Annotated in this window: 14 protein-coding genes; 10 read left to right on the plus strand and 4 right to left on the minus strand. The window is 62.8% G+C overall.

The window, feature by feature from the left end; genetic code table 11:
- Position 1: 1 nt before the first annotated feature.
- Positions 2-829 carry a uroporphyrinogen-III synthase gene (locus VJR68_RS01885; protein WP_324145850.1) on the minus strand — a complete coding sequence of 276 codons (828 nt, stop codon included), beginning with the start codon at positions 827-829 and terminating at the stop codon, positions 2-4.
- A gap of 74 nt (positions 830-903) precedes the next feature.
- Between VJR68_RS01885 and VJR68_RS01890 the strand changes: the two genes are divergently transcribed.
- The 3 genes from VJR68_RS01890 to VJR68_RS01900 all read left to right on the plus strand — a co-directional run bounded on the left by VJR68_RS01890 (position 904) and on the right by VJR68_RS01900 (position 2,357).
- Positions 904-1,389: a YiiD C-terminal domain-containing protein gene (locus tag VJR68_RS01890; RefSeq protein ID WP_324145851.1), complete on the plus strand. Its 486-nt coding sequence runs from the start codon at positions 904-906 to the stop codon at positions 1,387-1,389.
- 27 nt (positions 1,390-1,416) lie between these two features.
- On the plus strand, positions 1,417-1,827 hold the full coding sequence (locus VJR68_RS01895) for a hypothetical protein (RefSeq protein WP_324145852.1): 411 nt from the start codon (positions 1,417-1,419) through the stop codon (positions 1,825-1,827).
- An 86-nt stretch (positions 1,828-1,913) separates the two neighbouring features.
- Positions 1,914-2,357 (plus strand): rhodanese-like domain-containing protein, encoded by a 444-nt coding sequence (locus VJR68_RS01900; protein WP_324145853.1) that lies wholly within the window; start codon positions 1,914-1,916, stop codon positions 2,355-2,357.
- 80 nt (positions 2,358-2,437) lie between these two features.
- On the opposite strand, the gene VJR68_RS01905 is transcribed toward VJR68_RS01900, so the two are convergent.
- Complete coding sequence (locus tag VJR68_RS01905) at positions 2,438-3,505, minus strand: 2Fe-2S iron-sulfur cluster-binding protein (RefSeq protein ID WP_324145854.1); 1,068 nt, start codon at positions 3,503-3,505, stop codon at positions 2,438-2,440.
- Positions 3,506-3,563: 58 nt separating this feature from the next.
- Between VJR68_RS01905 and VJR68_RS01910 the strand changes: the two genes are divergently transcribed.
- The 4 genes from VJR68_RS01910 (at position 3,564) to VJR68_RS01925 (ending at position 6,716) form a co-directional block, all read left to right on the plus strand.
- Positions 3,564-4,019: a hotdog fold thioesterase gene (locus VJR68_RS01910; RefSeq protein WP_324145855.1), complete on the plus strand. Its 456-nt coding sequence runs from the start codon at positions 3,564-3,566 to the stop codon at positions 4,017-4,019.
- A gap of 2 nt (positions 4,020-4,021) precedes the next feature.
- Positions 4,022-4,969, plus strand: a complete 948-nt coding sequence (locus VJR68_RS01915) for a serine/threonine protein kinase (protein WP_324145863.1) — start codon at positions 4,022-4,024, stop codon at positions 4,967-4,969.
- Between the two features lie 23 nt (positions 4,970-4,992).
- A complete protein-coding gene (locus tag VJR68_RS01920; protein ID WP_324145856.1) occupies positions 4,993-5,424 on the plus strand; it encodes a hypothetical protein in 432 nt (143 codons plus the stop codon).
- Between the two features lie 119 nt (positions 5,425-5,543).
- Positions 5,544-6,716: a class I SAM-dependent rRNA methyltransferase gene (locus VJR68_RS01925; protein WP_324145857.1), complete on the plus strand. Its 1,173-nt coding sequence runs from the start codon at positions 5,544-5,546 to the stop codon at positions 6,714-6,716.
- A 127-nt stretch (positions 6,717-6,843) separates the two neighbouring features.
- Here the strand turns inward: VJR68_RS01925 and VJR68_RS01930 are convergent, their stop codons facing one another.
- Positions 6,844-7,479, minus strand: a complete 636-nt coding sequence (locus tag VJR68_RS01930) for a Pr6Pr family membrane protein (RefSeq protein ID WP_324145858.1) — start codon at positions 7,477-7,479, stop codon at positions 6,844-6,846.
- 104 nt (positions 7,480-7,583) lie between these two features.
- Between VJR68_RS01930 and rmuC the strand changes: the two genes are divergently transcribed.
- Positions 7,584-8,942: a DNA recombination protein RmuC gene (gene rmuC / locus VJR68_RS01935; RefSeq protein ID WP_324145859.1), complete on the plus strand. Its 1,359-nt coding sequence runs from the start codon at positions 7,584-7,586 to the stop codon at positions 8,940-8,942.
- Between the two features lie 203 nt (positions 8,943-9,145).
- Here the strand turns inward: rmuC and VJR68_RS01940 are convergent, their stop codons facing one another.
- A complete protein-coding gene (locus VJR68_RS01940) occupies positions 9,146-9,961 on the minus strand; it encodes a shikimate 5-dehydrogenase (RefSeq protein WP_324145860.1) in 816 nt (271 codons plus the stop codon).
- A 97-nt stretch (positions 9,962-10,058) separates the two neighbouring features.
- Between VJR68_RS01940 and folE the strand changes: the two genes are divergently transcribed.
- On the plus strand, positions 10,059-10,658 hold the full coding sequence (folE, locus tag VJR68_RS01945; RefSeq protein ID WP_324145861.1) for a GTP cyclohydrolase I FolE: 600 nt from the start codon (positions 10,059-10,061) through the stop codon (positions 10,656-10,658).
- On the plus strand, positions 10,658-10,914 hold a 257-nt coding region (locus tag VJR68_RS01950; protein WP_324145862.1), incomplete at its 3' end, for a hypothetical protein. The genes folE and VJR68_RS01950, both read left to right, overlap by 1 nt.

A 10,914-nucleotide genomic window follows, 5' to 3' on the forward strand; every position in this document is an offset into this window, starting at 1 on the left:
GCTAGCAGTCTGGAACGCCTGCTTCGTGGGACGCGCGTGAATAGAGGGTGCAAGCACCAGCCAGCAGGTCGGCCCGATTGGCCGATGCCGCCCGGTGGATGCGCACAAATCCGGCAGCGCGCGCCGCCTCTTCGATCCGCTCGCTACTGACGACCGCGGTGGCGCGGCATAAGTGCGCCCAGGCCGGTGGAGACAACTGGGCTTGGAGGTTTTGCAGCGCCTCGACGCTGGAAAGCAGCACACACGCCGCGGCAGGTAATTGCTGCACAGCCTCCTGGTGTCGGGTGGTCAATCGGGACGCAGCACGCCGGTAGACATGCACCTCGCGCAGCGCAGCGCTGCGCTCCATCAGCTGCTGCTGCATCAGACCGCGGCCACCCGGCGCGCCGATCAGGGCGACGCGCTTGCCTTCCGGTTGTTGCAGTGGCGGCAAGCCCAGCACGCCTTCGCTGTCCTGGCGCGAGGCAGGTACTTGCGCGGCAATGCCATGCCGCTGCAACGCACGCGCGGTGCCTTGGCCGACGGCGACCACGGTGCCATGCGTCTTCGCCAAGGGCGCAAGCGCCAGTGCAAAACGCACGGCAGCGGGGCTGGTAAAGATCAGCACGTCGTCACGCTGCGACGCGAGCCATTGCGTTCTTGCATGCCGCGGATCGGCGGCGCCACGCAGGGACAGTCCGGGCAATAGCAGCGGCGTGCCACCAAGTACGCGGACTTTTTTCGCCAGCGACGTTCCCGTGCCGGCGGGGCGCGTGATGACCACGGTAAGGCCCTCAAGCCTGCAAGGCCGCTCTCCCTTGCCATGATCTGGATGGCTTGCGCGAGTCATTTACCTGATTCTTGTCCCGGTATGCCCCGAGTGTAGCGTCTACACTGTTGCGCCCTTCCCCGTGCCATTGCTCGATGAACCAAGCCGCTCCCCACGCCACCGCCGCACAGGCCCTGGTGACCTTCATTCGTGACAGCATCCCTCTCGCCCACACCATGGGTCTGGAACTGGGCAGCTACGACGGCGAAACGCTGGTATTGAACTGCCCCCTGGCGCCCAACGTGAACGACAAGGGCTGTGCTTTTGGCGGCAGCCTCACCAGCCTGATGACACTGGCCTGCTGGGGCGTGGTGGAGCTGGCGCTGCGCCAACGCGGCGAGGATTGCGACGTGTACGTGGGCGAATCCACGGTGCGCTATCTCGATCCGGTCTGGGGTGATTTTCAGGCCGAGGCGCAGCGCGCCGAGACGGCCAGCTGGGAAACGTTCTTCGCCACGCTTTCCGCCCGCAATCGCGCCCGCATCGCGGTGACCTGCCAGGTGCCCGGCGAGGGCGGCAAGCCGGCCGCCACGCTTGAGGCGCAGTTCGTGGCGAAGCGCCGCAAGGCTGCGGCAGAATAAGCGCCTGTTTTGGAGGGGAATGACTTTATGCGTCGCATCGTCGGCCCGATTCTGCTGTCGAGCATGTTGTTGCTGTCCGGCTGCGCCACCGACCGGCGCAACGATTCGCTCGCCCACACCATGATTGCTTACGCAAACGCGGTGCGCTGGGATGGCTTCGAAGCAGCCCAGTTGTTTGTCGACCCTAAAGTGCGTGAAGCCCATCCGATCACCGACCTTGACCGCGAACGCTTCAGCCAGGTGCAGGTGAACGACTACGACGACGGCAACGGCCCGGTGCCTGCGGGCGAAAACGAGGTCCGCCAGACTGTCCGCATTGGCCTGACCAATGTGCACACCCAGGCCGTGCGCACCATCGTCGACCGCCAGGTGTGGCGCTACGACTCGGACAAGAACAAATGGTGGCTGGAGACCGGGATACCGAATCTCAATCAGTAGCCGGCCGGGGTAGGGCCCAAAACGGCAACCGCGCCAACTAGCCTATAATCCGCCGTTTACCTTCAGACCCCCACGCCGGTAGCCCCATGAACGACTTCCTCCACAAACTGCCCCAGTTCCTGAGCAACCATTGGGAACTGTCACTGCTGTTCGTGGCGCTGGTGATCGCGCTGCTGGTCACCCAGGTCATGGTGCTGCTGCGCAAGTACAAGGAACTGACGCCGGCCGGCCTTACCCAGCTGATCAATCGCGACACGCCGCTGCTGATCGATCTGTCGGCGATTGCCGATTTCGAAAAAATGCATGTGCCCGGCGCCAAGCACGTGGCCATGAGCCAGTTCGATCCGGAACACAAGGATCTGGCCAAGGCGCGCGAATTGCCGGTGGTGGTGATGGACAAGGATGGCCGCACCTCCGACGGCGCTGCGCAGCGCTTGATCAAGGCGGGCTTCACGCGCGTGTATACGCTCGGCGGCGGTGTGCTGGCCTGGCAGCAGGCGCAGTTGCCGGTGGCGAAGGGCAAGAATTAAGTAGGTTGGGGTGCGAACCCCAACATCTCGATGTCGACGTGGGCAACCATGTTGGGGTTCGCACCCCAACCTACGCCCTCTCAATTTTCCGCGGCGATGCCCGCACGACCGGCAAGAATCTGCGCCAGCACATCCGGTGCATATTCGAACGAGTCGAAATACAGGCGGTCTTCCGGCAAGCCGGCATCCACGAACAATCGGCGTCCGGCATCGATCATCGCCGGCGGTCCGCTCATATAGACGTCGTGGCCGGACAGATCGGGGTGATCTTCCAGCACTGCTTCGTGCACCAGGCCCGCGCGCAAGCCAGCCATGCCGGCCTGCTCCGCATCGGACAGCACCGCTTGAAAGCGCAACGCATGCGCTGCGGCTGCCCACTGCTCGGCGTGCGCACGCATATACAGATCTGCCGCGCTGCGTGCGCCCCAGTACATATCGATCGTGCGCCGCGTATCCAACGCAAGAAAATGATCAAGGATGGCCTTCACCGGCGCGAAACCCGTGCCGCCTGCCATGACGATCATCGGCCGCTCCGAATCCTCGCGCGGCACGAACGTACCCAGCGGCCCTTCGATGCGCAGCGCATCGCCCTCTTTCAGCACGTCGCTGACCCATGAGGTAAAACCGCCACCAGCCACATGGCGTACGTGCAGTTCAATCACGCCATCCGCCTGCGGCCCATTCGCAATGGAAAACGGACGGCGGCGTCCTTCATCCAGCAGCACGTCCAGGTATTGCCCGGGCAGCCAATTCAGGCGCGGCTCGCCTGGCGCGGGCTGCAAATGCAGGCCGATCACGTCCGGCGCGAGTTGCCACTTGCGGCTTACCTGCACATTCACTTGACGACGCGCAATGTCCTCCACCGAGGTCACCTCGCGCGCCTGCACCCGCAGATCGGTGAGCGGAACGGCCTGGCACAACAGCACCGCATGCTGCACGCGATCGCGCGCATCCAACGCCGCCGGCGGATTGCGCGGGTAGTGGCAGCGCCCTTCGATCAACGTGGCCTTGCAACTCCCGCACACACCCGCGCGGCAGGAATACGGCAACGCGATGCCGGCGCGCTGCGCAGCTTCCAGCACGGTTTCGCCCGGCTGTACGCCAAAACGGCGCCCATTGGTGAGAGTGACAGTAAACACGGGGCGCATTGTCGCCGCTGGGGTGGTCGGCGGACAATGCGGGCTTCCCAACGGATATCAACACGCCATGGCCATCTGGGACACGCCTATCTGGAAACAGGAAACCAGCCTCGAACGCCTGAACGGCTGGAGCCGCAACACCCTGATGGAAGCGCTGGGCATCCGCCTCACCGCCGTCGGCGACGATTGGTTGCAAGGCACGATGCCGGTGGATCACCGCACGCACCAGCCATATGGGCTGCTGCATGGCGGCGCCTCGGTAGCCCTGGCCGAAACGCTCGGCAGCACGGCGGCGATGCTGACGCTGGATGCGGAGAAAGAACGCGCCGTGGGGCTGGATATCAATGCCAACCATATGCGCGGCGTCACCAGTGGCAGCGTCACGGGTACGGCGCGCCCGCTGCATCTCGGGCGATCGACGCAGGTGTGGGAAATCCGCATCGAGGATGAAGCCGGCAAGCTGGTGTGCATCTCGCGATTGACGATGGCGGTGGTGCCGGCGACGGCGGTGGGCTCGCGCTGAGCATGCCCAACGACACACCTTACGCACACCTCACGCCCGACCTGGTGCTCGATGCCATCACCGCCTGCGGCTTGTGGCCGGACGGCCGATTGCTCGCACTGAACAGCTACGAAAACCGCGTATGGCAAGTCGGGCTGGAAGACGCGCGGCCGGTGATCGCCAAGTTCTATCGCCCCGGACGCTGGAGCGATGCAGCGATTCTTGAGGAGCACGCGTTTGCGCAGGAATTGGCCGCGGCCGAACTGCCGGTCGTCGCGCCGCTGCCATTCGCGGGACGCACGCTGTTGCATCACGATGGCTTTCGCTATGCCTTGTCGCCGCGGCACGGCGGCCGCGCTCCGTCGCTGGAATCGGCCGATCAACTGGAATGGCTTGGGCGCCTGATTGCGCGCATGCATAGCGTCGGTGCGCGCAGCACGTTCGCCCATCGTGGCCGTATCGATCGCGATACCTTGATCGCCCAACCGGTGCAGAACGTGCTGGCATCCACGCTGCTTCCGTCAAGCTCGCACGATCGTTATCGGCATGCCGTCGAGCGCATCGATCAGCTGGTCGCGATGCGCTTCGACGCGGTCGGCCCGGTACGCGCACTGCGCCTGCACGGCGACTGCCACCCCGGCAACGTGTTGTGGACCGATGACGGCCCGCACTTCGTGGACCTCGATGACGCGCGCATGGGTCCGGCGGTGCAGGACCTGTGGATGCTGGCTCACGACGAGCGCGCGATGGATGCGCTGCTGGAAGGCTATATGTCGATGCGTGACTTCGATCACGCTGAACTTGCCTTGATTCCTGCACTGCGAGCCATGCGGCAAGTGCATTATGCTGGCTGGATCGCGGCACGCTGGCACGATCCTGCGTTTCCGGCAGCGTTTCCATTTGCCGCCGAACCGCGCTGGTGGGAACAGCACATCACGGACCTGCATGAGCAGGCCGACGAATTCGAATAATGGTTTTTCTTTTGGGGTAGTGCATGCGTCAAATCCTGTTTCGCCTGATCGGTATCCTGGAAGTGGCCGGCGGTTTCTACGGCATGGTGCTGCTATTGCCAGGCTTGCTGGCGTTCGGGCCGTTGCGCACCGCGGCGATCGGGCTGATCGCATTCGCTCTGTATGCTTTTGTATTGGTGGCCGGCGTGCTGCTGCTTGAAAACAGCGAGCGCGGCATTCATCTGTCGAGCATCGCGCAGCTGCTGCAATTGCCGGTGCTTGGCACGCCGATCTTCAGCTATGGCCTGCACTGCGGTGGCTACATCAATTTGTTCACCACGATTCACCTGCATCCGGAACTGGCCTGGCATTTCGGCAGCCAGGGGTTGAGGTTGGCGTTTGGCGGGCCGTCCGTGTCGTATTTCGGGGTGAATCTGCTGGCGCTGTTGTCGTGGATGGTGCTCAAGTTGCGCTGACCTGTAGGTTGGGGTGCGAACCCCAAGATCGTTATCACCCGTGCATAGTGATGTTGGGGTTTGCACCCCAACCTACCGTTTTCCGTGGGTTACCTGGCACAAACCGTTATCATGTGCGGATGAATACCCCCGCCTCGCTGCCCGTCATCCGCCTTAAATCCGACCGCCCTCCCGGCCATCCCTGGGTATGGTCGGCACAGGTGCACAAGCCCGAATCGCGCCTGCCACCAGGCAGCGTGGTGGACGTGGTAGATGCGAAAGATCGTTTCGTGGGGCGCGGCTTCTGGAACGGTCATGCGCGTATCGCCTTGCGGCTGCTCACCAGCAACCCCGGCGAGACGATCGACCCGGCATGGATCGCAGCGCGTATCGAGCGTGCCGTGCAACTGAGGCGGGAACTCCTGCAACTGGACACCGTCACCGACGCCTGGCGCGTGGTGCACAGCGAAGGCGATGGCCTGTCAGGACTGATCGTGGATCGCTACAGCGACATCCTGGTGGTGGAGTATTTCGCCGCCGGCATGTGGAAGTTCCGCGATGCGATTCACGCCTCGCTGCTGCAGCAGTTTCCCGGCGCACGCCTGTACTGGTTCGCCGAGAGCCACGTGCAGAAGCAGGAGTCTTTCGATTGCCGGTCGATGGAAGCGCCCACACCGGTGGAAGTGCACGAACACGGCCTGCGTTTCCACGCCGCGCCCGGTTATGGACATAAAACGGGTTTCTTCGCCGACCAGCGCGAAAACCGCCGTCGCTTTGCCGAACTGGCACGTGGCCGTCGTGTGCTGGACCTGTGCTGCAATGCGGGTGGTTTTGCAGTGCACGCGATGGCTGGCGGTGCGCGCGAAGCCGTCGGCGTGGATATGGATGCCGGTATTCTCGATATCGCACGCGCCAATGCCGAAGCGAACCATCTTTCCATCCGTTTCGAGCAAGCTGACATTTTTGAATGGCTGCGCCAGGCGGTAGCGCGCGGCGAGCAATACGATGCCGTGATTCTTGATCCGGCCAAACTCACGCGCGATCGCACCAAGGTGATCGATGCGCTGAAGAAATACTTTGCGATGAATCGCCTGGCGCTGGATGTGATTCCACCGGGCGGCCTGTTGCTGACCTGTTCTTGCACCGGACTGGTCAGCGAAGCGGATTTCCTGGAAATGCTGCGTCGTGTCGCGCTCAATGCCGGGCGTGAGATCCAGATTCTGGAAGTACGCGGTGCCGGCGCGGATCACCCGGTACGTACCGACGTGCCGGAAAGCCGTTATCTCAAAGCCGTGTTCTGCCGCGTCGATTGAAACGACGACGTTCGCGCAGGCTGGGATGAAATCCCAGCATCGCCATGCCAATCATGCTGGGATTTCATCTCAGCCTACGACAAAACCATTATCTACCGGTAGATGGAGATACGTTGGTTACGCTGCGCTAACCCAACCTACGCCATACCAACATCAGCGCGCACGACAAGCCCAGAAACGCCGCCAGCAACACCGCCGCATTGCGCAACACAAGCGCATAACCCAATTGCGATACGTCGATGAAATGGTACGGGTAATGCCCCATCAACGCGCCGCGAACCAGCACGTAAGCGAAGTAGCCGATGGGGTACAGGCTCCACCAAAGCGGTGATGTCCAGCGCAACGGCGCACGCCTCAGTGCCATCAAGCTATAGATCACCACCAGCGCCGGCACGATGTAATGCATCACCACATCCGCCAACAACTGCAGGCCTTGCGGATTCCACATATGCCGCAACAACACGAAATAGGCGATGCCTACAAAGGCGATACTGGCCGTGACCCACCCGATCGCCGTCGGCCGCACGAAAAAACCCGCCCATGTCGATGACGGCACCACCAGCGGCAACGTCGTCGCCATGCCAACCAGCAGATTGGTGAGCACGGTGAAATAACCGAGGTAGATCGCCACGCCCTGCACCGGGCTCATGCCCATCGAGCCGGTCAGGCGCAGCGACAGGTACAGCTGCAAGAACACGCCAAACCAGGCGGCAACGGCGATCAGCGCAGCCAGCGGCCGTGCCCTGACGGTCGATGCGTTCATGCGGGCTCCCGTGAATGACATGGCGCGGATACTACCTTGCCCGGAAGTCTCAGCGATTGATACGCCTGCGCGTAAACTGTGCATCTGCAGCCTTGGAATCAGCCATGCCCGTCATCGACATTTCGCTAGCCTTGCTTGTGCTCCTGCTGATCCTGCAGGTGATCGTGCTGCTGCGCGGACGCGGCGATGCCGGCCTGCAGGCACGCCTGGACAGCTTGAAGGACGATCTGCGCCACCTGCGCGAAGCCCTCGCCCAAGAACACCGCGCCGGTCGCAATGAACTGAACCAGGCGCTGGTGCAGTTCGGCCAGCGCCTGGATGCCTTGACCGAACGCACCGATACCGGCCTGCAGACACTCTCGCAGCGCCTGATCGAAGAAGCGCGGCGCGGCCGCGAGGAACTGGCCGCCACCCTCAAGCAACTCGGCGATCAGCAGAAGCAGCAGTTGGGAACGCTCACTGCCGATAACGAAAAACGCCTCGGCGAGGTGCGCACCACGCTGGAAACCAAGCTCACCGCAATCCAGCAGGATAACGCCGCCAAGCTGGAGCAGATGCGCGCCACCGTGGACGAAAAACTGCAATCCACGCTGGAAACGCGGCTTGGCCAATCGTTCAAGCTGGTGTCGGAGCGGCTGGAAGCCGTGCAGCGCGGCCTGGGCGAGATGCAATCGCTGGCCAGCGGCGTGGGCGATCTCAAGCGCGTGCTGAGCAACGTGAAGACGCGCGGTATCCTTGGCGAAATGCAACTGGCTGCACTGCTGGAACAAATGCTCACGCCCGAGCAATATGCCGCCAACGTCGCCACCGTCCCCGGCTCTGACGAACGCGTGGAATTCGCCATCCGCCTGCCCGGCGGCGATCGCGACGATCAAGTGTGGCTGCCGATCGACGCGAAATTCCCGCGCGAAGATTACGAACGCCTGCTGGACGCCCAACAACAGGCCGACGTGGAAGCCGTGGAACGCGCCGCCTCGGCACTGGAACGCCGCGTGCGCGATGAAGCCAAGAGCATCCGCGCCAAATACGTCGCACCGCCCACCACCACCGATTTCGCGATCCTGTTCCTGCCAACCGAGGGCCTGTACGCGGAAATCATCCGTCGCCCCGGATTGTTCGACAACCTGCAACGCGAGCAGCGCGTGATCGTCGCTGGGCCCACTACGCTCTCGGCCATCCTCAACAGTTTGCAGTTGGGTTTTCGCACGTTGGCGATCCAGAAACGCAGCAGTGAAGTGTGGCAATTGCTGGGAGCGGTGAAGAGCGAGTTCGGCAAGTTCGGCGATGTGCTGACGATGGTGCGCAAGAAGCTCGATGAAGCCAGCAAGCATATCGACAAGACCGCGATACGTACGCGGGCGATCGAGCGCAAATTGCGGGACGTGGAGACCATGCCCGGAGAACAGGCGCAGCAATTGCTCGGCGAATCGCTGAGTAGCGATGAAGAAGTGGTGGAGGATTAGACTGCATAAGCTGCGATGAAATCGTAGGCTGGGGTGCGAACCCCAGCATCGCCATGCCAATCAAAGCCAGGATTTCATCCCAGCCACGTAACCCCATGGTCGTCATTCCCGCGAAAGCGGGAATCCACCTCCGCTTTTGCATCAGAGCAAATGGATTCCCGCTTTCGCGGGAATGACGACCATGGGGCTATGCCTGAAACGGGTTACGCCAACGCATGCGCTGCCGCGCGCGCAATCAACGCATCATCGGGCCGCAGCCCGGTGTACAAAACAAACTGCTCCACCGCCTGCAACACGATCACTTCAGCGCCGGTAATCACCGGCCGGCCCAATGAACGCGCCAGCTTGATCAACGGCGTTTCCGGCGGCAACGCCACCACATCGAACACCGCTTTCGCACGTTCGACTGCTCCACGCTCAAACGCCAGCTGATCTTTCTCGGGCCCTTCCATGCCAATCGGCGTCACGTTGATCAAAAGGTCGGCCTGCACACCCGACATATTGGATGCCCAAGCAAAACCGCTGGTTTCCGCGAGCTTCCGCCCCGTGGCTTCGTTGCGCGCCACGATATGCCCTTGTCTGAAGCCGGCATCGCGAAACGCACAAGCCACCGCCTTCGCCATGCCACCGCTGCCACGCAAGGCCAGCTGCAGATCCGTGCCCAGACCATGCTGCTCGATCAAACGGCGTATGGCGGTGTAATCGGTGTTGTAGGCACGCAGATGACCATCGTTGTTGACGATGGTATTGATGGAAGCGATCGCCGCTGCGGATGCATCGATGCTGTCGACCAGCGGAATGCACGCCTCCTTGAATGGCATCGACACTGCGCAGCCGCGAATGCCCAAGGCACGAATGCCGCCGATCGCCGCGGGAAGGTCGCGCGTGGTGAACGCCTTGTAGACATAGTTCAAGTCCAGCGCTTCATACAGATAATTCTGAAAGCGCGTGCCGAAGTTGCCCGGACGGCCGGACAGAGACATGCACAGCTGGGTATCGCGGTTGATGGAGCGCGTCATAAGAGAGGCCTGGTGGGGAATCAGGTAGGCCTGGAACCCTAACATCTTGACGCCAGCGTTACACTTGGAGGCTCAAGTCCGCACCAAGGAAAGCCGCATGAGCGAGCACGAGCCCACCGACGTCACCCGCGAACAAGCCGAAGAGGCGGTGCGCACCCTGCTGCGCTGGGCCGGCGAGAACCCGCAACGCGAAGGCCTGCTGGATACACCGCGCCGCGTCGTCAAGGCCTATCGCGACTGGTTCAGCGGCTACCAGATCGATCCGGGCGAATACCTGCGGCGTACCTTCGAGGAAGTGGCCGGCTACGACGAAATGGTCGTGCTGCGCGATATCGAATTCGAAAGCCATTGCGAACACCACATGGCGCCGATCATCGGCCGCGCGCACGTGGGCTACCTGCCCACCAACCGCGTGGTGGGTATCAGCAAGCTGGCGCGCGTGGTGGATGCCTACGCGCGCCGCTTCCAGGTACAGGAAAAGATGACCGCCGAAATCGCGCGCTGCATCCAGGAGAACCTCCATCCCGCCGGCGTGGCCGTGGTGGTCGATGCCAGCCACGAATGCATGACCACGCGCGGCGTGCACAAGCGCGGCGTCTCGATGGTCACCAGCCAGATGCTGGGCGCTTTCCGCGACGATGCCCGTACCCGCGCCGAATTCCTGGATTTCATCGGCATCCACGGCGGCCGCCGCTGATGCGCTTGAGCCCATGGCTACTGCTGCTGGCGCTGCCTTGCGCGGCGCTTGCGCAAAACACGGCGGCCGGCCTGTTCCAGGCCATGGACAGCAACGGCGATGGGCGCATCAGCGAGGCCGAATACGTGGCCTACATGAGCCAGGGCTTCTATCGCCGCGATCTCAATCACGATGGCGTGCTGGAATCGGACGAGCTGCCTGGCGGACACGGCAAGGCGGTGACGCTTAAAGCATGGCAAGACAACCTGCGCCGGGA

Origin of the sequence: Dyella sp. (assembly GCF_035277725.1) — a bacterium.
GTDB lineage: Bacteria > Pseudomonadota > Gammaproteobacteria > Xanthomonadales > Rhodanobacteraceae > Dyella_B.

Bases quoted from the DNA above. Each gene is read 5' to 3' on its own strand.
- VJR68_RS01900 (WP_324145853.1), top strand. From the start codon at position 1,914: ATGAACGACTTCCTCCACAAACTGCCCCAGTTCCTGAGCAACCATTGG.
- VJR68_RS01910 (WP_324145855.1), top strand. From the start codon at position 3,564: ATGGCCATCTGGGACACGCCTATCTGGAAACAGGAAACCAGCCTCGAA.
- VJR68_RS01890 (WP_324145851.1), top strand. From the start codon at position 904: ATGAACCAAGCCGCTCCCCACGCCACCGCCGCACAGGCCCTGGTGACC.
- VJR68_RS01905 (WP_324145854.1), bottom strand. From the start codon at position 3,505: ATGCGCCCCGTGTTTACTGTCACTCTCACCAATGGGCGCCGTTTTGGC.
- rmuC (WP_324145859.1), top strand. From the start codon at position 7,584: ATGCCCGTCATCGACATTTCGCTAGCCTTGCTTGTGCTCCTGCTGATC.
- VJR68_RS01895 (WP_324145852.1), top strand. From the start codon at position 1,417: ATGCGTCGCATCGTCGGCCCGATTCTGCTGTCGAGCATGTTGTTGCTG.
- VJR68_RS01930 (WP_324145858.1), bottom strand. From the start codon at position 7,479: ATGAACGCATCGACCGTCAGGGCACGGCCGCTGGCTGCGCTGATCGCC.
- VJR68_RS01885 (WP_324145850.1), bottom strand. From the start codon at position 829: ATGACTCGCGCAAGCCATCCAGATCATGGCAAGGGAGAGCGGCCTTGC.
- VJR68_RS01915 (WP_324145863.1), top strand. From the start codon at position 4,022: ATGCCCAACGACACACCTTACGCACACCTCACGCCCGACCTGGTGCTC.
- folE (WP_324145861.1), top strand. From the start codon at position 10,059: ATGAGCGAGCACGAGCCCACCGACGTCACCCGCGAACAAGCCGAAGAG.
- VJR68_RS01920 (WP_324145856.1), top strand. From the start codon at position 4,993: ATGCGTCAAATCCTGTTTCGCCTGATCGGTATCCTGGAAGTGGCCGGC.
- VJR68_RS01940 (WP_324145860.1), bottom strand. From the start codon at position 9,961: ATGACGCGCTCCATCAACCGCGATACCCAGCTGTGCATGTCTCTGTCC.
- VJR68_RS01925 (WP_324145857.1), top strand. From the start codon at position 5,544: ATGAATACCCCCGCCTCGCTGCCCGTCATCCGCCTTAAATCCGACCGC.